Source organism: Blastococcus sp. SYSU DS0828 (genome assembly GCF_054050975.1).
Genome location: NZ_JBJHAK010000005.1, coordinates 123,087 through 144,951, shown reverse-complemented (window position 1 = coordinate 144,951; position 21,865 = coordinate 123,087). Strand labels below are relative to the sequence as shown.

Sequence of the window (21,865 nt, the reverse complement as noted above, 5' to 3'; positions counted from 1 at the left end):
CATGCCGTTCGGACGACGGCGCAACCGCATCGACCGCAGCCTGCGCGAGCGGGGCGTCCCCCCGGAGCCGCAGCAGCGCATCCGGGACGTCCCGCCCACGAGCGGTCCCTGGGACGAGGCCGACGCGCCCGACGACGGTCTGGCGCGCATCGACCTGGGTGCGATCCGGCTGCCCGCACTGCCCGGCATGGACCTGCGGGTGGAGCTCAACCAGCAGCAGAAGGTGATCGGCGCGACCCTGCGCCACGGGGACTCGCTGCTGCAGATCGCGGCCTTCGCCGCGCCCCGGGCGGCCGGCATCTGGGACGACGTCCGCGCCGAGCTGGCCCGCAGCGCCTCGGGTCAGGGCGCGTCGCTGCGCGAGGTGGAGGGCCCGTTCGGCGCGGAGCTCGTCGGCACCGTCGTGGCGGCCCCGCCGGCGCAGCCCGGGCAGGCCGCCCAGCCGTCGGTCCGGCGACCGGCCCGCTTCCTCGGCGTGGACGGACCCCGCTGGTTCCTGCGGGGGCTGCTCAGCGGTTCCGCGGCCGCGGGCGCCGAGGCCGAGGCGGCGGCGTTGGAGACGGCGTTCCGCGGCATCGTCGTCGTCCGGGGCAGCGAGCCCATGCCGGTGCGCGAGCCGCTCCCGCTCGCCCTGCCCCCGCAGGCCGCGGCCCAGCTGGCCGCGCAGCGGCCCGCCCCGGGGACGGCTGCGGGCCCGCGGTCGCCGGACGGCGGGCCGGCTGCCGGCCCGGCCTGACGACGCGATGCAGGGAACACCCGCGCGCGTCCCCGTGGGCACCGTGGCGCACTACGCTGGAACCGTGACGGAGACCCGACCGGCGGGCTGGTGGTCGCGCACGTTGCAGCGACTCACCGCCGACGACCACGCCATCGACGCGCAGGAGCTGCGCGCGGGAACGGCCACCGCCGGCTGCGAGCCGGTCAGCACCTGCCGCAAGGGCGCGGTGGTCACCGTCACCGGTCGGCTGAAGTCGGTCGTCTACACGCCGCGCGAGACGGTGCCCACGCTCGAGGCCGAGCTGTTCGACGGTTCGGGGTCGGTGACGCTGGTGTGGCTGGGCCGGCGGCGGATCGCGGGCATCGAGCCCGGTCGGTCGCTGACCGCGCGGGGGCGGTTCGCCTCCTTCGAGGGCCGGCAGGTCATCTACAACCCCTGGTACGAGCTGAGCGCCGGCTGACCACCGCCCAGCGGCGGGGAGCCGTCATGCGTGGGCCGGGCAGCGATCGGGGGAGACGAAGGTGACCGCAGCGGGCCGGCCGGGCGACGGCGAGCACGTTCCCGAGGCGGGCGCGCCGGCCTCCCCGTTCGACCGCGAGCAGCTGCTGGCGCAGCTCGGTGGCTGGCGCGGCATGCTCGACGCCACGCTGCCCACGGTCGCCTTCATCGTGGCCAACGGCATCGCCGGGCTGCGCACCGGCATCTGGGCGGCGGTGGTCGCGGCGGTCGCGGTCTTCGTGCTGCGGCTGAGCCGCCGGCAGAGCGTGCAGCAGGCGGTGAGCGGCCTGGTCGGGGTCGGCATCGCGGTGGCCATCGCCGCCAACACCGGTCAGGCCCGCGACTTCTTCGTGCTCGGCATCGTCCGCAGCCTGGTGGTCGGGGTGGTGCTCCTGGGCTCGATCCCGCTGCGCTGGCCGCTGGTCGGGGTGGTGGCCGAGTTCCTGGCGCCGAGCCACCTCGGCGCGATGGCCACCCACTCGCTGCCCTGGAGTCGTCGGGCGGCGCGCGAGGACGCGCCCGCGCCCGCCACCGCGCCGCCGGTGCCCGACCCGGCGGCGGTGCCGCAGCTGCACTGGCGCCGGGAGCCCCGGCTGCTGCGCGCCTACTCCTGGCTGACCGCGCTCTGGGCGGCCTCGTTCTTCCTGCGGGCGGGGGTGCAGTGGGTGCTCTACCGCGCCGACGAGGTGGAGCTGCTCGGCACGGCGTCGGTCGTGCTCGGCCTGCCGCTCACCGCGGTCGTGCTCGTGGTGACCCTGTGGGTGGTCGCCCGGCTGCACCGGCACCGCGCGCCCGGCCCGCCCGTCACCTGATCACGACTCCGGTGCAGGGGCACGTGCGGCCCCGTGCAGAGGGTCGCCCGAGCCTGCGAGGGGTGAGGAGGACGGGGTCCCTCGTTCAGCGGTCGATGCGGCCCGGGCCGTCCGGCGCGAAGACGTGCTGCAGCTCCTCCTCGGTGTCGCCGTGCGACACGAACAGCAGCTCGTCGCCGGACTCCAGCGGTTCGTCCGGCGACGGGGTGATGACCCGGTCGCCGCGCAGGATCGTCGTCAGCACCGTCTCGCGGGGCAGCGGCACCTCGCGCAGGGCGTGGCCGACCCAGGGTGTGTCGTCGCCCAGGGTGATCTCCACCAGGTTGGCCGCGCCCTTGCGGAAGCTCATGAGCCGGACGACGTCGCCCACCGACACGGCCTCCTCGACCAGGGCGGCCAGCACCCGGGGGGTGGAGACGGCGACGTCGACGCCCCACGCCTCGGTGTAGAGCCACTCGTTGCGCGGGTCCTTGACCCTGGCGACCACGCGATTGACCGCGAACTCGGTCTTGGCCAGCAGCGAGACGACGAGGTTGGCCTTGTCGTCGCCGGTCGCGGCCACCACGACGTCGCAGGTGGCCAGCTGCGCCTCCTCCAGCGAGGAGACCTCGCAGGCGTCGGCCTGCACCCACTCCGCGCCTGGCACCGACCGGGTGCGGACCTTGCGGCTGTCCTTCTCGATGAGCATGACGGTGTGGCCGTAACCCAGGAGTTCCCCCGCGATGGACCGTCCCACTGCGCCGGCCCCGACGATCGCGACCCGCATCAGTGACTCCCCTCCTGGGGGCCGCGCTCGACGACCTCGTGCACGCGTGCGGTCAGCTCGTCGGTGACGGCGACGACGAGCTGGTCGCCGTCCTGGAGCACCGTGACCGGCGTGGGCAGCTGGGCTTCACCGAAGCGGACCAGCCAGGCCGCGCGGGCCCCGGTGGCCGCCTCGAGGGCGGCGAGCTTGCGCCCCACCCAGGCGTCGGTGACCGTCACGCGCACCAGCAGCACCTTGCCGGTGGGCTCGCGCCACAGCTCGCTCACCTTGACCGAGAGGAGTTCGCGCAGCAGCCGGTTCACCGTCCAGGGGACGGTGGCGACGCTCGGGATGCCCATGCGCTCGTAGACCTCGGCCCGCTTGGAGTCGTAGATGCGGGCCACGACGTGCTGGACGCCGAAGGTCTCCCGCGCCACGCGGGCCGAGATGATGTTGGAGTTGTCGCCGCTGCTGACCGCCGCGAAGGCGCCCGCGGAGTCGATGCCGGCGTCCAGCAGGGTCTGCCGGTCGAATCCGAGGCCCTTGATCTGGCGCCCGGTGAACTCCGGGCCGAGCCGCCGGAAGGACTCGGGGTCCTGGTCGATCACGGCCACGCTGTGCCCGATCTGCTCCAGGCGCCGGGCGATGGCCGAGCCGACACGGCCGCAGCCCATCACGACCACGTGCACGCGCGTCACTCCCGCAGATCTCCGGCGGCGCCGGCGCCGACCGCCCGCGCATCACCGGCCGCGAAGCTACACCCGCGCACGGTCCGCCAGCGGGCAGGACGCCGGTATCCCCCCGTCGGGGCGAGGTGCGCCGAGTCACGCCCGCGGGCCTCCCGCACGTCCGTACCATCGCGCCGTGCCAAGCCTGTCCGACCTCGGACAACTCCCGAAACGCCTCGTCCTCGGCCGCCCCGTGCGCAGCGACCGGGCGGGGGAGTCCCTGCTGCCCAAGCGGCTCGCGCTGCCGATCTTCGCCAGCGACCCGCTCTCCTCCGTGGCCTACGCCACCCAGGAGATCCTGATCGTGCTGACCCTGGCGGGCACGGCGTTCCTCTACCTGGCCCCCTGGCTCGCGCTGCTCGTCGTGCTCCTGCTGATCACGGTGGTGCTCTCCTACCGGCAGGTGGTGCGTGCCTACCCCTCCGGTGGCGGCGACTACGAGGTCGCGATGAAGAACCACGGCCAGTTCGCCGGCCTCGTCGTGGCCAGCGCGCTGCTGGTCGACTACGTGCTCACCGTGGCGGTGTCGGTCTCGGCCGGCACCGACAACATCATCTCCGCCTTCCCCGCGCTCAACGAGCACCGCGTGGCCATCGCGCTGGGCCTGGTGGCGATCCTCGCGGCGGCGAACCTGCGCGGGCTGCGCGAGTCGGGCCGGACCTTCGCGCTGCCGACGTACATGTTCGTGGCCGGGATCATGATCATGATCGTCACCGGCCTCATCCGGGACTTCTTCACCGACAACCCGGTCGTCGCCGAGAGCGCCCAGTACTCGATCACCCCGGAACCCGGTTACGAGCAGGTGGCGGGGCTGGCGCTGGTGTTCTTCGCGCTCCGCGCCTTCGCCTCCGGCTGCACCGCGCTGACCGGGGTCGAGGCGATCGCCAACGGCGTTCCGGCGTTCCGGCCGCCGAAGAGCCGCAACGCCGCCACGACGCTCGCGCTCATGGGCGGGCTGGCCGCCTTCATGTTCGCCGGGGTCACCGCGCTGGCCCTGCTCGGCGACGTCAAGTACACCGAGTTCCCCTGCGACCTGGTGGGCTTCACCGCCTGCGAGACCGAGCCGCAGCGCACGGTCATCGCCCAGCTGGCCGCGGCGACCTTCGGCGGCGACACCTCGGTCGGCTTCTACTACATCCAGGCCGCCACCGCGCTCATCCTCATCCTGGCCGCCAACACCGCGTTCAACGGCTTCCCGCTGCTGGGATCGGTGCTGGCCCAGGACCGCTTCCTGCCCCGGCAGCTGCACACCCGCGGCGACAAGCTGGTGTACAGCAACGGCATCCTGCTGCTGGCCGGCTTCGCCGGGCTGCTGATCGTCGTCTTCGAGGCCGACGTGACCCGGCTGATCCAGCTCTACATCATCGGGGTGTTCACCAGCTTCACCATCGGCCAGTGGGGGATGGTGCGGCACTGGAACCGGGAGCTGCGCGCGGAGGACGACCCCGTCACCCGCCGGCGCATGCGCCGTTCCCAGGCGATCAACTTCGTCGGCGGGTCGCTCACCACCGTCGTGCTGCTGATCATCGTGGTCACCAAGTTCACCCGCGGCGCCTGGCTGGTGCTGCTGGCCATGCCGGTGCTGTTCCTCCTGATGAGAGCCATCAACCGGCACTACTCGAACGTGTCGCAGCAGCTGGAACCCGACACCGACGCCCGCACGCTGCCGAGCAAGGTGCACGCCGTCGTCCTCGTCTCCAGGGTGCACAAGCCGACGTTGCGCGCGCTGGCCTTCGCCCGGGCCACCCGTCCCGACGCGCTCACCGCGCTGACGGTCAACGTCGACGACGCCGAGACCCGGGCGCTGCAGGCCGACTGGCAGCGCTACGACATCCCGGTGCCGCTGACCGTGCTGGAGTCGCCGTACCGGGAGATCACCCGCCCGGTGCTCGACTACGTCAAGAGCATCCGGCGGGACAGCCCGCGCGAGCTGGTGGTGGTCTTCGTGCCGCAGTACGTCGTCGGCCACTGGTGGGAGAACGTCCTGCACAACCAGAGCGCGCTGCGGCTGCGCGCCCGGCTGCAGTTCCAGCCGGGGGTCATGATCACCACGGTGCCATGGCAGCTGGAGAGCACCGCCGGGCACGACGACGACGCCGACGGGCGGCGCGGCGGGCCCGCGCCCGGTGACCTCCGGCGGGGCTACACCGACGACGAGATGGACGTGACCCCGTATGGATGAAGGACCCCGTTCTCCTCACCCCTCGCAGGCTCGGGGCGGGGCCCTGCAGCGGGGCCGTAGGCGCTCCGCGGCCAAGGCGCCCGACGCTCCCAAGGGCCTGGGATGGACCGGGCGGGAGTTCGAGGTCGAGGTCGGTCCGGTCGCGCACGGCGGGCACTGCGTCGCCCGGCACGAGGGCCGGGTGGTGTTCGTCCGGCACACCCTGCCCGGCGAGCGGGTGCGGGTGCGGGTGACCGAGGACCGGCACCCCGGCTTCTGCCGCGCCGATGCCGTCGAGGTGCTGGTGGCGGCACCGGGGCGGGTCGAGCGCCCCTGCCCGTACAGCGGCCCCGGGAAGTGCGGCGGCTGCGACTGGCAGCACGTGGAGCCGGCCGAGCAGCACCGGCTCAAGGCCGCGGTGGTGCGGGAGCAGCTGGTCCGGCTCGGCAGGCTCGACCCCGAGGACCCCGTGGTGGCCGGCCTCGCCGTCGAGGAGCTGCCCGGTGGCGCCCTGCGGTGGCGCTCGCGGGCCCGCTTCGCCGTCGACCACGGCGGCGCGCCCGGCCTGCGGCGGCACCGGTCGCACGACGTGGTGCCCCTCGACGACTGCCCGATCACCGTGGAGCCGGCGGCGCGGGCGGTCCTCGGACGGCGCTGGCCGGGGGCGGGCGCCGTCGACGTCTCGGTCGACTCGGCGGGCACGGTGACCACCGCGCGGCTGGATCGCCGGGGCCGGGTGCAGGCCACCGAGGTGCTGCGGGCGGGGGAGGAACTGCCCGCGGAGCCGGCCGGCCGCGCCGAGCGGCGGGCGGGCGGGCGCGACTGGGAGGTCGAGGGCACCGGCTTCTGGCAGGTGCACCCGGCCGCGGCCGACGCGCTCGTCGCGGCGGTGACGGAGTTCGCCGCGGCGGCTCCGGGGGAGCTCGTCCTCGACCTCTACGCCGGCGCGGGCCTCTTCGGCGGTGCTCTCGCCCCCGCCGTCGGCGAGCAGGGCCGGGTGGTGTGCGTGGAGCAGGACCCGGGCGCCTGCGCCGCGGCCGACGCCAACCTGGCCGCGCTCCCGCAGGCCGAGGTGTGGCAGGGCGAGGTGGACGCCGACGGGCTGGGGGGCCTGCTCGCCGAGCTCGGCGCCGCGCCCGACGTCGTCGTCCTGGACCCGCCCCGCGCCGGTGCCGGGACGGCGGTGAGCCGGCTGCTGGCCGGCAGCGGGGCCCGCGCCGTCGTCTACGTGGCCTGCGACCCGGCCGCGCTGGGCCGGGACGTCGCGGCGTTCGGGGAGGCCGGCTACCGGCTGGCCGCGCTGCGCGGGTTCGACGCCTTCCCGATGACCGCCCACGTGGAGTGCGTGGCGCTGCTGGTGCCGGCCGGCCGGTGACCGCGACGGAACCGCCTCCCGTCCTGCTGCCGTCACCCGCCGGATGCCCATTGGATACCGTCTCCCTGTGCCCACGTGGGAATACGCCTCGGTCATCACCGCGAACGACGCCGAGTCGCAGCGGGCCGGAGTGAGCGTCAAGCTCCCCGGCGGTCAGTCGGAACGGCAGCAGGGCGACACCAGCTCGGTGCTCAACAAGCTCGGTGCCGAGGGGTGGGAGCTCGTCAGCTACCACTCCAGCGGTGCCGGCACCTGGGGGTTCGAGCAGTTCTGGCTCAAGCGGCAGGTCGGCTCCTGACGACGGCGCCGCCCGCCGGCTGACGCGGGCACCCGGGCACCGGCACGCCGTCGAACGGATGTTCGACCGGTGCGGCAGACTGGTGCCGTGGACAGGACGCTGCCGCCGGGCTGGCCGGAGGAGGTGCGCCCACCCGGCGCGCCGGACTGGGAGCGCACCGCCGTCGCCTGGCTGTTCGACCTCGTCCCGCCGGACTACCGCGCGCACGAGGTGCTCCGCCGGTACCCGGTGCTGCTCGCCCGCTTCGCCGGGGACCACGTCGCGGCCGGCCTGGAGGCCGCGCGCGCCGGCTGGCGCACGCTGCGCGTCGAGCTGGCCGACCAGCTCCCGCCCGAGGCCATCGAGGCGGCGATGGGGGCCTACGAACGGGAGGGCGCCCGGCTGGCCGCCGCCGCCCGCGGGGTGGAGGTCGTCGGCGGTGCGCTGCGGGGTGAACGGTGGGTTCCCCGGCTGTGAGCTGCATCCGCAGCACCCGCTCGACCGGAAGTACCCGTGAAGCGCAGCTACAGTGGGTCGGCGGCTGCTCAGCAGCCTCCGCCCAGACCGAGAGGACACCGCCGCACCGTGCCGCTCCTGCGATCGCTGCGGGGTCCGGAGGACCTTCGAGCCCTTCCCCCCGAGCAGCTGCCCGCCCTCGCGGCGGAGGTCCGTGACGCCCTGGTCACCAGCGTGGCCAGGACCGGGGGGCACCTCGGCCCGAACCTCGGCTGCGTCGAGCTGACGATCGCCCTGCACCGGGTGTTCGACTCCCCGCGCGAGCCCATCGTCTTCGACACCGGCCACCAGTCCTACGTGCACAAGATGCTGACCGGCCGCGTCGAGGGCTTCGAGCGGCTGCGCCAGCGAGGTGGGCTCTCCGGATACCCCAGCCGCGCCGAGAGCGAGCACGACTGGGTGGAGAACAGCCACGCCTCGACGTCGCTGTCCTACGCCGACGGCCTGGCCAAGGCCTTCGCCATCCGCGGTGACTCCCGCCCCGTCGTCGCGGTGATCGGGGACGGCGCACTGACCGGCGGCATGGCCTGGGAGGCGCTGAACAACATCGCCGCGGCCCAGGACCGCCCGGTCGTCATCGTGGTCAACGACAACGGGCGCTCCTACTCGCCCACGATCGGCGGGGTCGCCGACGCACTCGCCACCCTGCGGCTGCGCCCCGGGTACGAGGAGGCGCTGGCCGCCGTCCGGCAGGCGCTGCACCGGGCCCCCGTCGTCGGCACCAAGCTCTACGACGCGCTGCACGCGATCAAGAAGGGCCTCAAGGACGTCCTGTCACCGCAGGGCATGTTCGAGGACCTCGGCATGAAGTACGTCGGCCCGGTCGACGGTCACGACGTCGAGATGATGGAGTCCGCGCTGCGGCGCGCCCGCTCGTTCGGTGGGCCGGTGATCGTGCACGCCGTCACCACCAAGGGCTTCGGCTACCCGCCGGCCGAGACCGACCAGATCGACGCCTGGCACGCCACCGGCGTCTTCGACCCCGACAGCGGGACCAGCGCCCGCAAGACCGGGCGGCCCTGGACGGACGCCTTCGCCGACGAGCTGGTGCGGGTCGGCGCCGAGCGTCCCGACGTCGTCGCCATCACGGCAGCGATGCTGCACCCGACGGGGCTGGCGCCGTTCGCCGAGCGGTTCCCCGAGCGCACCTTCGACGTCGGCATCGCCGAGCAGCACGCGCTCACCTCGGCCGCCGGGCTGGCCATGGCTGGGCTGCACCCGGTCGTCGCCGTCTACTCCACCTTCCTCAACCGGGCGTTCGACCAGCTGCTCATGGACGTCGCGCTGCACCGCCAGCCGGTGACGGTGGTGCTCGACCGCGCCGGGGTGACCGGTGAGGACGGCGCCTCGCACAACGGCATGTGGGACATGTCGATCCTCTCGGTCGTCCCGGGGCTGCGGCTGGCCGCGCCGCGCGACGAGGCCACCCTGCGCGAGGAGCTGCGCGAGGCGGTGGAGGTCTCCGACGGGCCGTCGGTCGTGCGGTTCCCGAAGGGCTCCCTGCCGCCGGACATCCCGGCGGTCGAGCGACGCGGGCCGGTCGACGTGCTGCGCCGTGGCGAGCGGCGGGACGTGCTGCTGGTCGCCGTCGGTTCCATGGTGCCGATGTGCCTGGCGGTCGCCGAGCGCGCTGCCGACCACGGCATCGAGGTGACCGTCGTCGACCCGCGGTGGGTGCTGCCGGTCTCCGAAGAGCTGCTCGAGCTCGCCGCCGGCTCCCGCCTGGTCGTCACCGTCGAGGACGGCGGCCGCGCCGGGGGGGTGGGGACCACGCTCTCCCAGGCGCTGCAGGACCGCGACGTCGACGTGCCGGTGCGCACCCTCGGCCTGCCGCAGCAGTTCTTCGAGCACGGCAGCCGTGGCCAGGTGCTGGCCGACGCGGGGCTGACCGAGCAGGACGTCGCCCGCCGGATAGCCGAGTGGACGGCCCGGCTCGCCGAGTCCCGCGACGAGCACGTCGTCGAGTCGGTCGAGGAGGGCCGGCGATGACCGTCGTCGCCGAGATCCAGGTGGCGCCGTCGCCGCCCGGCACCGCGGAGGACCCGCACGCCCACGTGGAGGCGGCGATCGCCGTCATCCAGGCGTCGGGGCTGCGCTACGAGGTCGGGGCGCTCGGCACGACCCTCGAGGGCGAGGCCGACGAGGTGTGGGCGACGCTGCGGGCCGCGCACGAGGCGATGCTCGCGGCCGGCGCCGCCGGTGGGCTCTCGCACATCAAGGTCGCGTCGGTGAACCGCACGATGGAGAGCCTGACCGCCAAGTTCCGCTGAGTCCGTCCGGCGGGGCCGGCGGTCATGCAACCTCCGCGACGCCGGTTCCGTCTTCAAGTCATGCACGGAACGGACATGCCGTGAGGACGGCTCGGGACGAGGCGTTCCACGACTTCGTGGTCCGCCACCGCGGTGACCTGCTGCGGACCGCGACCATGCTGGCCGCGGGGGACACCCATCTCGCCGAGGACCTCGTGCAGATCGCCCTCACCCGGCTCTACCTGGCCTGGCACTGGGTCCGCGCGCCCCGGGCCCGCCTGGCCTACGCGCGACGCATCCTCGTCAACACCCTGGTCGACGAGTCACGACGCCCGTGGCGGCGACGCGAGCGCTCCCACGGAGAGCTCCCCGACGTGCCGGCCGACCACGCGCACACCGAGACCGACGACCGGCTGGGCCGCGTGGGGGCGGCCCTGGCCGAGCTCCCGCCGCGGATGCGGGCCGCCGTCGTCTTCCGCTACCTGCACGAGCTCAGCGTCGCGGAGACCGCGGACGTCCTGAACTGCTCGCAGGGCACGGTGAAGAGCCAGACCTCGCGCGCGCTGGAGCACCTGCGTCGCGCGCTGGGTGCGGCCCCGGTGCCGGATGCCACACCCGATCGGGCGGGTCCGGTACCCGTCGACGAGAACCGCACCGCCTCGACCTGCGGGAGGAACCGGTGAACCTCTCCGCGCTGCTCCGCGAGGCCGCCGCCTCGGTCGACACCACCGTGCGACCCGAGACCGTGCGGGCCGACCTCGCCCGCGGTCGTCGTGCGCTGGCCCGTCGGCGGGTCCGGCGTTCCGGCGTCGCCGGGCTGCTCGCGGCCGGCGCGCTGGCCGGCGCCGCTCTGCTGGGCGGCGGTGCGGTGCCGCCGTCCGCGCCGCCGGACGAGCCGCCCCGGATCGCGACGGCCGGGATCGCGCTGGTCGACTACACCGGTGTCCAGCCGGCCGGCTTCGTGGTGGACGCGGTGCCGCAGGGGTGGGTCGTGCAGGGGGTCACCGAGCACGCGCTCACCATCGCGCCGGCCGACGCGGAGAACACCGACCCGGCGCAGTACGCGGGCAAGCTGACCGTGCTGCTGCGCTCGACGCACGCTCCCGCCCCGTCCGGGGGAGTGCCGGTCCGTGTCGGGACGACCGACGGCGTGGTCGTGGACGGCGGCGTCGATCCGGACTCGCCGGGAGCCGTCGACATCGGCGTCGAGCACCTGCTGCACTACGTCGACCCGGTGACCGGCCAGCCGGTCGCCGTCCAGGTCCCGCGGGCGCTGGGCTGGTCGCCGGAGCAGGCCGCCCGCTTCGCCGAGGGGGTTCACATCACCGAGGAGGCCGTGCGCGGCGTCGGGTGAGCCGCTCCTGACCGGAGGGGGCTGCGCGGTCGGTCCCGGCGCGCCGAGCGGTACGGGACCGGGCACGGGCGTCCCACCCCGGGCGTCGCAGCACGGCGGGCGGGTGCCGGTTCAGTCGCGGCGCAGGGCGCGGAGCATGTCGCACAGGGGCGCCCAGGCCTCCTCGATCGCCGCGGCCGTGTCCGGCTCCGCCGCGATCCACAGCGCGGCCTCGTTCATCGCCCCCGACAGCAGGGCTGCGGTGGCGCCAACCGGACGGTCCCCGAGCCGGCCGGCGTCGTGCAGCTGGGTGAGCGCCTCGGCCAGCAGCCGCCCCGACCCGGCGGCGTCGGCCGTCCGCCACTCCTGCCAGCCGAGGACGGCGGGCGCGTCGACGAGCACGATCCGCCGCATCCCCGGCGCGGAGCTCGCCGCGAGGAACGCCCGGCAGCCCGCCTCGAGCCCGCGCCACGGGTCGGTCTCCGCCTCGGCTGCGGCTGCGACCGCATCGGCCACCCGCAACTGGACGCCGCTGACCACGGCGCGGAACAGCTCGGCCTTGCCCGCGTAGTGGTGGTAGACGGCGCCCCGCGTGACCCCGGCCGCCGCGGCGACCGCCTCGAGGGCCACCCGGGCGTACCCGTCACGGGCGAACAGCTCGGTGGCCGCCTCCAGCACGCGTGCGGCGGTGGCCTCGCTCTCCTCCCGGCTGCGTCGTGGCACCGGACCTCCTTGTATACGTACAGCGTGCAGGTATAACGTCGGCGACACTTACCGACAGACTGTACGTAAGGAGCCGTCATGTCCGTGACGAGCGTGTACCCCGTGCTGATGAGCCACGACGTCGAGGCGACCGCAGGGTTCTTCCGGCAGCACCTCGGCTTCGAGCCGACGTTCGAGTCCGACTGGTACGTCAGCCTCCGCCGGGAGCGCTGGGAGCTCGCCGTGCTCGATCCCGACCACCCGACCGTGCCGGCGTCCCACCGCGGCGCGGCTGCCGCCGGGGTGCTGGTCAACATCGAGGTCGACGACGTGGACGCCGAGTACCGCCGGCTCGTCCTCGACGCCGGGCTCACCGCGGTGCTGCCGCTGCGCACCGAGGCGTTCGGGCAGCGGCACTTCGTGCTCGCGGGCCCGGAGGGCGTGCTGGTCGACGTCATCACGGTGATCCCGCCCTCGGGGGAGTACGTCGACAGCTACCGCTGAGCGGTGGCGGACGACGAACGGCCCCGCGCGTCGTCGTCGACGTGCGGGGCCGTGCGTCCTGGCTCACCGTGTGGGGTCCTGGCTCAGCGCTGACCGTGAGCCAGGACCCGGAACGATCAGGTCACCTGATCATCATCACGCGGGGAGGGAGGCGACGCCCTGGGGGAGGAACCGCGAGCCGGTGACCTTCTCCGAGGCGCCGGTGCGGTCCAGGTAGGCCGAGATGCCGCCCAGCCAGAACGGCCACCCCGCACCCAGGATCATGCAGAGGTCGATGTCCTGCACCGCCTGCACGACGCCCTCGTCCAGCATCAGCCGGATCTCCTGCGCCAGCGCCTCGACCGCGCGGTCGTGCACCTGCTCCGCGGTGAGCGGCTCGTCGCCGGCGAAGGCGTCCGCGAGCTCCGGGTCGACGACGCCCGGCTCGACGAAGACGCTCGACTTGCCGAGCTCGACGACGCGCTTGAGCCCCTCGCCGACGGCGAACCGGTCCGGGAAGGCCTCGTGCATGCGCTCGGCGACGTGCAGCGCGACCGCGGGGCCGACGAGCGAGAGCAGCTCGAACGGCGTCATGGGCAGGCCCAGCGGGTCGAGCGCCCGCTCCGCCACCTCGACCGGCGTCCCCTGCTCCACGGCCGAGGTGACCTCGCCCAGGAACCGGGTGAGCAGCCGGTTGACGACGAACGCCGGGGCGTCGGCCACCAGCACGCAGCTCTTCTTCAGCGACCTGCCGACGGCGAAGGCGGTGGCCAGCGTGGCGTCGTCGGTCTGCTCGGCGCGCACGACCTCCAGGAGCGGGAGGACGGCGACCGGGTTGAAGAAGTGCAGGCCGACCACGCGCTCGGGGTGCTCGAGCTTGGCGGCCATCTCGGTCACCGACAGCGCCGAGGTGTTGGTCGCCAGCACGCAGGTCTCGGACACGATCGCCTCGACCTCGGCGAACACCTGCTGCTTCACCGACATCTCCTCGAAGACCGCCTCTATGACGAGGTCGGCGTCGGCGAAGACGTCCTTGGACAGCGAGCCGGTGACCAGGCCCTTGAGCTGGTTGAGCTTGTCGGAGCTCAGCCGCCCCCGCTGGGCCAGCTTGTCCAGCTCGCCGTGCACGTAGGCCACGCCCTTGTCCACGCGCGCCTGGTCGATGTCGGTGAGCACCACCGGCACCTTCAGCTGGCGCACGAAGAGCATCGCCAGCTGCGAGGCCATCAGCCCGGCGCCCACGACGCCGACCTTGGTGACCTTCCGGGCCAGCGACTTGTCCGGCGCGCCGGCCGGCCGCTTGGCCCGCTTGTTCACCAGGTCGAACGAGTAGAGCGAGGCCCGCAGCGGGTCGCTCATCAGCAGCTCGGTGAGTGCGTCGTCCTCGGCGGCGGTGCCGGCGGTGAAGGCCTCGCCCTCGACACCGGCCCGGGCCAGGTCGAGCAGCTCGACGGTGCGGACGGCGCCGGGGGAGGCGTTGCGGGTGCGGGCCGCCACGATGCCGCGGGCGCGGGTGATCGCGTCGTCCCAGGCCGAGCGGTCGATCTCGGGCCGGGAGACCGCCACCGAGCCGTCGAGCACGCCGACGGCCCACTCGATCGACCGCTCCAGGAAGTCGGCCGGCTCGAACAGGGCGTCGGCGATGCCCAGCTTCGCGGCCTTCGGCGCCGGCGTCATCTTGTTCTGCGCCAGGGCGTTCTCGACGATGACGGTGACGGCGGCGTCGATGCCGATCAGGTTCGGCAGCAGCTGGGTGCCGCCCCAGCCGGGCACCAGCCCGAGGAACGCCTCGGGGAAGGCGACCGCGGCCGTGCCGCTGATCGTCCGGTAGTGGCAGTGCAGCGCCAGCTCCAGCCCGCCGCCCAGCGCCACGCCGTTGACGAAGGCGAACGTCGGGATCGTCGAGTCCTTGAGCCGCCGGAACACCCGGTGGCCGGTCTCGGCGATCTGCCGTGCCGTCGCCTCGTCGGTCACCGACGGGACGCCGGAGAGGTCGGCGCCGACGGCGAAGATGAACGGCTTGCCGGTGACGGCGATCGCCGCCGGGGCCGGCGTGTGCGCCGCGACCTCGTCCAGCGCGGCGTCCAGGGACGCGAGGCCGCCCGGGCCGAAGGTGGAGGGGCGGGTGTGGTCGTGCCCGTTGTCCAGGGTGATCAGCGCGATCTCCCCGGCCAGGCCCGGGTGGGTCACGAACCGCACCAGGGCGCGCGTCACGACCTCGTTCTCGAAGACGGCGTTCGTCACTTCTGGAACCCCTCCCAGTTCGGGTTCTCCCAGATCACGGTGGCGCCCATGCCGAGGCCGACGCACATGGCGGTCAGCCCGTAGCGGACGTCGGGCCGCTCGGCGAACTGGCGGGACAGCTGGGTCATGAGGCGGACGCCGGAGGACGCCAGCGGGTGGCCGACGGCGATCGCGCCGCCCCACGGGTTGACGCGCTCGTCGTCGTCGGCGATGCCGAAGTGGTCGAGGAACGCCAGCACCTGGATGGCGAAGGCCTCGTTCAGCTCGAACAGGCCGATGTCGGAGATGGAGAGGCCGGTGCGGGCCAGCGCCTTCTCGGTCGAGGGCACCGGGCCGATGCCCATGACCTCGGGCTCGACGCCGGCGAAGCCGTAGCCGACCAGGCGCATGCCGATGTCGAGGCCCAGCTCCTGGGCGACGTCCTCGGCCGCGAGCAGGCAGCCGGTGGCGCCGTCGTTGAGACCGGCGGCGTTGCCGGCGGTCACGTGCCCGTGCGGGCGGAACGGCGTCTTGAGCGTGCCCAGACCCTCGAGGGTGGTCTGCGGCCGCGGCGGCTCGTCGACGGTGGCGACGCCCCAGCCGTGCTCGGCCGAGCGGGTCGCCACGGTCACCAGCTCCGGGCCGATCTGCCCGTTGGCGACGGCCTTGGCGTACTTCTGCTGGCTGGCCAGCGCGAACGCGTCGGCGCGCTCCTTGGTCAGGTGCGGGAACCGGTCGTGCAGGTTCTCGGCGGTGGAGCCCATGACCAGCGCGGAGGGGTCGACCAGCTTCTCGCTCACGATCCGCGGGTTCGGGTCCACGCCCTCGCCCATGGGGTGGTTGCCCATGTGCTCGACGCCGCCGGCGATGGCGACGTCGTAGGCGCCGAAGGCGATGCCGGACGCGGTGGTGGTCACCGCGGTCATCGCGCCGGCGCACATGCGGTCGATCGAGTAGCCGGGGACCGTCTTCGGCAGCCCGGCCAGCAGCGCGGCCGTGCGGCCGAGGGTCAGGCCCTGGTCGCCGATCTGGGTGGTGGCGGCGATGGCCACCTCGTCGACCCGGTCGGCCGGCAGCGCCGGGTTGCGGCGCAGCAGCTCGCGGATGCACCGCACGACGAGGTCGTCGGCGCGCGTCTCGGCGTAGATGCCCTTCGGACCGGCCTTGCCGAAGGGGGTGCGCACGCCGTCGACGAAGACGACCTCACGCAGCGAGCGGGACATGGGACCTCCGCAGGAGTTCGTAGCGGGCCCGGGAGGGCCCGTCCGGCTAGAAGTTACCCGCCGGTAACCGGAGGTCCAAGCGCGGCACGAACCCGATCGAGGGGGTTCCGGATCACGGTCCGGCAACGGCTCCGGGGTGTGCTTGCGGTCACAACCGACAGCTGCGCAAGATGACCCGCCGGAATTTCTCTGCAACCCCAACGAAATAGAGGTCCCTCTCATGGCGCGACGGCGCACGGTGACGACGGCGATCGCTGCGGCCCTGGTCTTCGGGCTGGCCGCGTGTGGTGGCGACGACAGCGGCGGCAATGGCGGCAGCGGTGGCGGCAACGGCGGTGACGCCGCCGGCAAGATCGGTGTCATCCTCCCCGACACCGCGTCCTCCGCCCGCTGGGAGTCCGCGGACCGCCCGCTCCTGGAGGCCGCCTTCGACGAGGCCGGCGTCGAGTACGACATCCAGAACGCGCAGGGCGACGCCCAGCGGATGAACACCATCGCCGAGCAGATGATCACCGAGGGCGTCACCGTCCTGGCGATCACGAACCTCGACTCGGCCTCCGGCGCGGCCATCCAGCGCCAGGCCGAGAGCCAGGGCGTGCAGACCATCGACTACGACCGGCTGACCCTCGGCGGGGAGAGCGACTACTACGTCTCCTTCGACAACGTGCAGGTCGGTCGCCTGCAGGGCGAGGGCCTGGCCCAGTGCCTGGGCGACGAGCCGGCGAACATCGCCTTCCTCAACGGCTCGCCCGACGACAACAACGCCACCCTCTTCTCGCAGGGTGCGCACGAGGTCCTCGACCCGATGGACCAGTACACCGTCGTGGCCGAGCAGGCCGTGCCGGACTGGGACAACCAGCAGGCCGCCACCATTTTCGAGCAGATGTACACCCAGGCCGGCGGTGACATCCAGGGCGTGCTGGCCGCCAACGACGGCCTGGCCAACGCGGTCGTGTCGATCCTGGCCCGCAACAACGTCGCCGGGCAGGTGCCGGTGACCGGTCAGGACGCGACGGTCGAGGGGCTGCAGAACATCCTCGCCGAGCGCCAGTGCATGACCGTCTACAAGCCGATCGAGGAGGAGGCCAACGCCCTGGCCGAGCTCGCGGTCGCCCTCGTCAACGGCGAGGAGCCCGAGGTCGACGGCTCGGTCGAGGACCCCGAGGGTGAGCGCGAGGTGCCGGCGGTGCTGCTCGAGCCGGTCTCCATCTTCCGGGACAACGTGAACCAGGTCATCGAGGACGGCTACCAGTCGGCCGAGGACGTCTGCACGGGCGAGTACGCGGCTGCCTGCGAGGAGCTCGGCATCTCCTGAGCCGGTCCGGCCGGGGCGCCCACCAGTCGGGCGCCCCGGCCGTCTGCCGCCCGCCCTGCGGGTCCCCGGCCACCCGCGGACCCCAGGGCACCAGACTGTCTCCCTCCGGCCCCCGACGGGCCGGCCCCCTGCGGAAGGACGCATCGGTGTCCGCACTCGAACAGAGCCCGACCACCACGACCTCGGAGCAGCCCACGCTCAGCCTGCGCGGGGTCAACAAGAGCTTCGGGGCCGTCCAGGTCCTGCACGACGTCCACCTCGACGTCTACCCCGGCAAGGTCACCGCGCTCGTCGGTGACAACGGCGCGGGCAAGAGCACGCTGATCAAGTCGATCGCCGGCATCCACCCGATCGACTCCGGCACCGTCGAGTTCGAGGGTCGGCCGGTGCAGCTGCACGGTCCGCGCGACGCGGCGCGCCTGGGCATCGAGGTCGTCTACCAGGACCTCGCGCTGGCCGACAACCTCGACGTCGTCCAGAACATGTTCCTCGGCCGGGAGCGCAAGCGTGGCATCGTCCTGGACGAGGCCTCGATGGAGGAGGCCGCGCGGGACACGCTCACCAAGCTGTCGGTGCGCACGCTGAAGTCGGTGCGCCAGCTGGTGTCCAGCCTCTCCGGTGGGCAGCGGCAGACGGTCGCCATCGCCAAGGCCGTCCTCTGGGAGTCCAAGCTGGTCATCCTGGACGAGCCCACCGCCGCGCTCGGCGTCGCGCAGACCCGTCAGGTGCTCGACCTGGTCCGCCGCCTCGCCGACACCGGCCACGCCGTCGTGTTCATCACCCACAACATGGTCGACGTGTTCGAGGTCGCCGACCGGGTCGCCGCCCTGTACCTGGGTCGGGTCGCCGCGGACGTCCCCATCTCCGAGGTCGACCGCACCCAGGTCATCGAGCTGATCACCTCTGGCCGCTCCGGCGAGCTGGGGCTCGCGCCGGAAGCGCTCGAGGACTGAGAGGACTTCCATGTCGAGCAACACCCTGACCGCCGCGGAGGCGAGCGGGCCGCACAAGCCGGCCGCCGGCTTCGAGGGCGACCGGCAGGACAACTCCCTGGGCGGCGCCGTCCGCGGCTACGTGAACAAGCTGCGGGCCGGTGACCTCGGCGCGCTGCCGGCCATCCTGGGCATCGTCGTCCTGGGAGTCCTGTTCACCGTGCTGCGGCCGGACACGTTCCTGACACCGATCAACCTGGCCAACCTGCTCACCCAGGCCGTCCCGATCACGGTGCTGGCGATGGGCCTGGTCTTCGTCCTGCTGCTGGGGGAGATCGACCTCTCCGCCGGCGTCGTGAGCGGTGTCTGCGCCGCCGTCCTCGCCCAGCTGCTGGTGCAGGCGGACGTGGCCTGGTACGTCGCCGTGCTGGCCGCGGTCGCGGTCGGCGCGCTCATCGGGCTGTTCACCGGCAGCCTCGTCGGCATCGTCGGGATCCCCTCCTTCGTGGTCACCCTGGCGCTGTTCCTGGGCTGGCAGGGCGTCACCCTCTGGCTGATCGGCCAGGGTGGGACCGTGCCCGTCCGGGACGAGGTCATCGTCGGCCTGATCAACCAGAACCTCCCGGTCGTGTGGGGCTGGGTGCTGGCGATCGGGGTCGTGGTCGTCTACGCCGTCGCCGAGCTGTGGCGGTGGCGCAGCCAGCGGGCGCGGGGGCTGGCGCACCAGTCGCTGGTCGTCGTCCTGCTCCGCGTCGCGGTCATCTCGGCGGTCGTGCTGGCGGCGACGGCGATCCTCAGCGTCGACCGGGCGCTGGCCGCCGCGATCGACCTGCAGGGCATCCCCTACGCGGTGCCGATCGTCATCGTGCTCCTGCTGCTGCTCACCTTCGTGCTGAGCCGCACCAGCTACGGCCGGCACATCTACGCGGTCGGGGGGAACGCGGAGGCGGCGCGGCGCGCGGGCATCAACGTCACCCGCATCCGGGTGAGCGTCTTCGTCCTGTCCTCCAGCCTGGCGGCGCTCAGCGGCATCTTCGCCGTCTCCCGGCTCAGCTCGGTCACCCCGGACGCCGGTGCCGGCAACACCCTGCTCTACGCGGTCGGGGCCGCGGTGATCGGTGGCACCAGCCTCTTCGGTGGGCGTGGCCGGGCCCGGGACGCCGTCCTGGGTGGGCTCGTCATCGCGATCATCGCCAACGGGCTCGGGCTGCTGGGGGTGGCCGCGTACCTCAACTTCATCATCACCGGCGGGGTGCTCCTGCTCGCCGCGGGCGTCGACGCGCTCGCCCGCCGACGGGCCGCCACGGCCCGACGATGACCCCTGCCGCCCGCCGTGCTCAGCGCCGGCGGGCGGCAGGTGACCACGCCGGCGCCGGCGTCGTCCGCACCCCGCGGGCGGCGCCGGCGTCGTCGTTCGTCCTCCTGACCCCGGCGCAGGGACCTGCCCTCCTGCGGCCCCGGCGCAGGGACCCACCGCGAGCGTGCGAGCGGTGGGGGGCGTCGGGGTCCTTCCTCAGGCGCGGGTGATCGCGTCGGCGAGCAGGTCGCGGGTGAGCTCGATCTGCCACTCGCGGGCGCCGCCGGCCCGCAGCGCATCCGCCACGGCGCCGGGCTCCCGAGGCTCCGGCGGGCTCCACATCAGCCGGCGCACCAGGTCGGGGGAGAGGATGTTCTCCACCGGCACGGCATGCTTCTCCGACAGCTCGGCGAGCCCTGCGCGGACCACCTGCAGCCGGGCGGCGGCCGCCGGATCGCGATCGGCCCACCGGTTCACCGGCGGTGGCCCGTCACCGGGCCTGCTGTGCGGCGGCAGCTCGTCCTCCGGCAGCGCCTTGCCGCGGGCCAGCGCGTTGTACCAGTGCGCCACCAGCCGGCGGTTGGCCCGGCCGCGGAACACCGGCAGCTCCAGCAGGGCGCCCTCGTTCTTCGGGTCGGCCTGGACGGCGGCCACCATCGCCGAGTCGGGCAGCACCCGGCCGGGCGCGACGTCCCGCTTGCGGGCCAGCTCGTCGCGCGCCTCCCAGACGGCCTTGAGCATGCCGAGCTGGCGCCGGCTGCGCAGGCCGTGCACGCCCGAGGTGCGGCGCCACGGGTCCTGCCGGGGCGCCGGCGGGCCGGCGGCGAGGATCGCCTGGAACTCCTGCCGCGCCCACTCGGTCTTGCCCTGTTCCTCGAGGATGGCGGCCAGCGCGTCCCGCAGGTCGACCAGCACCTCCACGTCGAGCGCGGCGTAGACCAGCCACTCCTCGGGGAGCGGGCGGGTGCTCCAGTCGGCGGCGGAGTGCCCCTTCTGCAGCGAGAAGCCGAGCAGCGACTCGACCACGGCGCCGAGCCCGACCCGGGGCAGTCCCGCGAGGCGGGCAGCCAGCTCGGTGTCGAAGATCCGGGCGGGGACCAGACCGATCTCGGCCAGGCAGGGCAGGTCCTGGTTCGCCGCGTGCAGCACCCACTCGGCGTCGGCGATCGCCTCCTGCAGCACCGACAGGTCGGGCAGGGGGATCGGGTCGAGCAGGCCGGTGCCCGACCCGTCGCGGCGCAGCTGCACCAGGTAGGCCCGCTGCCCGTAGCGGTAGCCGGAGGCCCGCTCGGCGTCGACGGCGACGGGGCCGCGACCCGCGCGCAGCGCTTCGGCGTACTCCACCAGCTGGGTGGAGGTCTCGATGACCGGCGGCAGCCCGTCGCGGGGGGCCAGCAGCGGGGTCGGTTCGGGGGCCGCAGCGGCCGCCGGGTCCTCCGGTGGCTGGGGGGTGGGCTCGGTGCTCAGTTGCCGTCCACCTTCTCGCCGCTCCTCGTCTGTCGGTCACCGGCGCCCGGGCCGGGGTCCACCGCGGCCGACCGCGCCGATCCTGGGGAGGAGCACCGGCGCAACGGGCTCCGCGCCGCTGTGCCGCACCGATGTTAGAGAGTCTCGCTACCGACCCGGTCGGAGGGACCCAGCAGCCGGACACCGGGCGGCGGGAGCCCGGCGGCGTTGCCGAGCACCTCCAGCCAGGCCAGCAGGTGCCGGTCCAGGTCAGCGCCGTCGGCCGTCCAGGAGGCGCGGATCTCGACGTCGACGGAGTGCTCGGGCCCGGCCAGCTCGCCGAACCGGGTCGAGGCGGTGCGGGTGACGGTGCCGCCGACGGTGTGGTGCGCCGCGCCGGAGTCCGACAGCGCGTCGGTGAGCCAGCTCCACGCCACCTCGGAGAACATCGCGTCGTCGACCAGCTGCTCGTCGGTGGCGGCGGAGAGGTAGCCGACGCAGCGCGTGGTGCCGTGCCACGCCTCGTGGCCCTCCGGGTCGAACAGCACGATGAACCGCGCGCTGGCGATCTCCAGGTCGTCCTCGTCGTCCCCGGCGTCGGGGTCGGGCACCCGGGCACCGATCGCGTAGGCGAAGGGGGCCAGCCGCTGCGGGGCGGGGATGCGGCCCAGTTCGATCTCCGGGCGGACGCGCACCACGGCCAGCGACTCCAGGGCGGCGCGGAAGGCGGCCGGGACGGCGTCGTCCCGGCTCCCGTCCCCGGCCTCGGCCCGGTTGCGCGGCTCCACGTCCGCAGAGTAGGCCCGGAGGCGGCGCGGCGGCGCCGACGCGC

The 21,865-nt window shown here is 73.9% G+C and carries 22 protein-coding genes; 15 read left to right on the top strand and 7 right to left on the bottom strand.

Annotation, left to right across the window (positions count from 1 at the left end; all coding sequences use genetic code 11):
• Position 1: 1 nt before the first annotated feature.
• The 3 genes from ACI79Q_RS05875 to ACI79Q_RS05865 all read left to right on the top strand — a co-directional run bounded on the left by ACI79Q_RS05875 (position 2) and on the right by ACI79Q_RS05865 (position 2,028).
• On the top strand, positions 2 to 736 hold the full coding sequence (locus tag ACI79Q_RS05875; protein WP_456614370.1) for a DUF3710 domain-containing protein: 735 nt from the start codon (positions 2 to 4) through the stop codon (positions 734 to 736).
• 64 nt (positions 737 to 800) lie between these two features.
• Positions 801 to 1,178 (top strand): OB-fold nucleic acid binding domain-containing protein, encoded by a 378-nt coding sequence (locus ACI79Q_RS05870; RefSeq protein ID WP_456596426.1) that lies wholly within the window; start codon positions 801 to 803, stop codon positions 1,176 to 1,178.
• Between the two features lie 61 nt (positions 1,179 to 1,239).
• Positions 1,240 to 2,028: a DUF3159 domain-containing protein gene (locus ACI79Q_RS05865; RefSeq protein ID WP_456587760.1), complete on the top strand. Its 789-nt coding sequence runs from the start codon at positions 1,240 to 1,242 to the stop codon at positions 2,026 to 2,028.
• An 85-nt stretch (positions 2,029 to 2,113) separates the two neighbouring features.
• Here ACI79Q_RS05865 and ACI79Q_RS05860 read toward each other — a convergent pair whose 3' ends face one another.
• Complete coding sequence (locus ACI79Q_RS05860; RefSeq protein WP_456612890.1) at positions 2,114 to 2,794, bottom strand: potassium channel family protein; 681 nt, start codon at positions 2,792 to 2,794, stop codon at positions 2,114 to 2,116.
• A complete protein-coding gene (locus tag ACI79Q_RS05855; protein ID WP_456587762.1) occupies positions 2,794 to 3,462 on the bottom strand; it encodes a potassium channel family protein in 669 nt (222 codons plus the stop codon). Before ACI79Q_RS05855 ends, ACI79Q_RS05860 begins: the two co-directional genes overlap by 1 nt.
• 175 nt (positions 3,463 to 3,637) lie before the next feature.
• On the opposite strand from ACI79Q_RS05855, the gene ACI79Q_RS05850 reads away from it, so the two are divergent.
• From ACI79Q_RS05850 to ACI79Q_RS05815, 8 genes are all read left to right on the top strand, one after another.
• Positions 3,638 to 5,683, top strand: a complete 2,046-nt coding sequence (locus ACI79Q_RS05850) for an APC family permease (protein ID WP_456612889.1) — start codon at positions 3,638 to 3,640, stop codon at positions 5,681 to 5,683.
• A complete protein-coding gene (locus tag ACI79Q_RS05845) occupies positions 5,676 to 7,037 on the top strand; it encodes a class I SAM-dependent RNA methyltransferase (RefSeq protein WP_456587764.1) in 1,362 nt (453 codons plus the stop codon). The genes ACI79Q_RS05850 and ACI79Q_RS05845 overlap by 8 nt, the downstream gene beginning before the upstream one ends.
• A gap of 67 nt (positions 7,038 to 7,104) precedes the next feature.
• The gene (locus ACI79Q_RS05840) at positions 7,105 to 7,335 is read left to right on the top strand and encodes a DUF4177 domain-containing protein (RefSeq protein WP_456587765.1); all 231 of its coding nucleotides are present in this window, start codon (positions 7,105 to 7,107) and stop codon (positions 7,333 to 7,335) included.
• Between the two features lie 87 nt (positions 7,336 to 7,422).
• A complete protein-coding gene (locus tag ACI79Q_RS05835; protein WP_456587766.1) occupies positions 7,423 to 7,791 on the top strand; it encodes a hypothetical protein in 369 nt (122 codons plus the stop codon).
• Positions 7,792 to 7,899: 108 nt separating this feature from the next.
• On the top strand, positions 7,900 to 9,819 hold the full coding sequence (dxs, locus tag ACI79Q_RS05830; protein ID WP_456614369.1) for a 1-deoxy-D-xylulose-5-phosphate synthase: 1,920 nt from the start codon (positions 7,900 to 7,902) through the stop codon (positions 9,817 to 9,819).
• Positions 9,816 to 10,100, top strand: coding sequence for a thiamine-binding protein (locus tag ACI79Q_RS05825; RefSeq protein WP_456587768.1), 285 nt, complete (start codon positions 9,816 to 9,818; stop codon positions 10,098 to 10,100). The genes dxs and ACI79Q_RS05825 overlap by 4 nt, the downstream gene beginning before the upstream one ends.
• Positions 10,101 to 10,180: 80 nt before the next feature.
• Positions 10,181 to 10,762 (top strand): SigE family RNA polymerase sigma factor, encoded by a 582-nt coding sequence (locus ACI79Q_RS05820; protein WP_456614368.1) that lies wholly within the window; start codon positions 10,181 to 10,183, stop codon positions 10,760 to 10,762.
• Positions 10,759 to 11,433 carry a hypothetical protein gene (locus tag ACI79Q_RS05815; RefSeq protein ID WP_456587770.1) on the top strand — a complete coding sequence of 225 codons (675 nt, stop codon included), beginning with the start codon at positions 10,759 to 10,761 and terminating at the stop codon, positions 11,431 to 11,433. Before ACI79Q_RS05820 ends, ACI79Q_RS05815 begins: the two co-directional genes overlap by 4 nt.
• Before the next feature lie 111 nt (positions 11,434 to 11,544).
• Here ACI79Q_RS05815 and ACI79Q_RS05810 read toward each other — a convergent pair whose 3' ends face one another.
• The gene (locus tag ACI79Q_RS05810) at positions 11,545 to 12,135 is read right to left on the bottom strand and encodes a TetR family transcriptional regulator (RefSeq protein WP_456598869.1); all 591 of its coding nucleotides are present in this window, start codon (positions 12,133 to 12,135) and stop codon (positions 11,545 to 11,547) included.
• Positions 12,136 to 12,213: 78 nt separating this feature from the next.
• On the opposite strand from ACI79Q_RS05810, the gene ACI79Q_RS05805 reads away from it, so the two are divergent.
• On the top strand, positions 12,214 to 12,618 hold the full coding sequence (locus ACI79Q_RS05805; protein ID WP_456614367.1) for a VOC family protein: 405 nt from the start codon (positions 12,214 to 12,216) through the stop codon (positions 12,616 to 12,618).
• Between the two features lie 135 nt (positions 12,619 to 12,753).
• On the opposite strand, the gene ACI79Q_RS05800 is transcribed toward ACI79Q_RS05805, so the two are convergent.
• Entirely contained in the window at positions 12,754 to 14,841 is a 2,088-nt protein-coding gene (locus ACI79Q_RS05800) for a 3-hydroxyacyl-CoA dehydrogenase NAD-binding domain-containing protein (RefSeq protein ID WP_456614366.1), read from the bottom strand.
• Entirely contained in the window at positions 14,838 to 16,043 is a 1,206-nt protein-coding gene (locus tag ACI79Q_RS05795) for a thiolase family protein (RefSeq protein WP_456587774.1), read from the bottom strand. The genes ACI79Q_RS05800 and ACI79Q_RS05795 overlap by 4 nt, the downstream gene beginning before the upstream one ends.
• A 220-nt stretch (positions 16,044 to 16,263) precedes the next feature.
• On the opposite strand from ACI79Q_RS05795, the gene ACI79Q_RS05790 reads away from it, so the two are divergent.
• The 3 genes from ACI79Q_RS05790 to ACI79Q_RS05780 all read left to right on the top strand — a co-directional run bounded on the left by ACI79Q_RS05790 (position 16,264) and on the right by ACI79Q_RS05780 (position 19,608).
• Complete coding sequence (locus ACI79Q_RS05790) at positions 16,264 to 17,358, top strand: sugar ABC transporter substrate-binding protein (protein WP_456614365.1); 1,095 nt, start codon at positions 16,264 to 16,266, stop codon at positions 17,356 to 17,358.
• A gap of 146 nt (positions 17,359 to 17,504) precedes the next feature.
• Positions 17,505 to 18,311 (top strand): ATP-binding cassette domain-containing protein, encoded by an 807-nt coding sequence (locus ACI79Q_RS05785; protein ID WP_456614364.1) that lies wholly within the window; start codon positions 17,505 to 17,507, stop codon positions 18,309 to 18,311.
• Positions 18,312 to 18,321: 10 nt separating this feature from the next.
• The gene (locus ACI79Q_RS05780) at positions 18,322 to 19,608 is read left to right on the top strand and encodes a sugar ABC transporter permease (RefSeq protein ID WP_456587777.1); all 1,287 of its coding nucleotides are present in this window, start codon (positions 18,322 to 18,324) and stop codon (positions 19,606 to 19,608) included.
• A 195-nt stretch (positions 19,609 to 19,803) separates the two neighbouring features.
• Here the strand turns inward: ACI79Q_RS05780 and ACI79Q_RS05775 are convergent, their stop codons facing one another.
• The gene (locus ACI79Q_RS05775; RefSeq protein ID WP_456614363.1) at positions 19,804 to 20,931 is read right to left on the bottom strand and encodes an HRDC domain-containing protein; all 1,128 of its coding nucleotides are present in this window, start codon (positions 20,929 to 20,931) and stop codon (positions 19,804 to 19,806) included.
• Between the two features lie 257 nt (positions 20,932 to 21,188).
• Positions 21,189 to 21,821, bottom strand: coding sequence for a DUF3000 domain-containing protein (locus ACI79Q_RS05770; protein ID WP_456587779.1), 633 nt, complete (start codon positions 21,819 to 21,821; stop codon positions 21,189 to 21,191).
• Positions 21,822 to 21,865 lie beyond the last annotated feature (44 nt).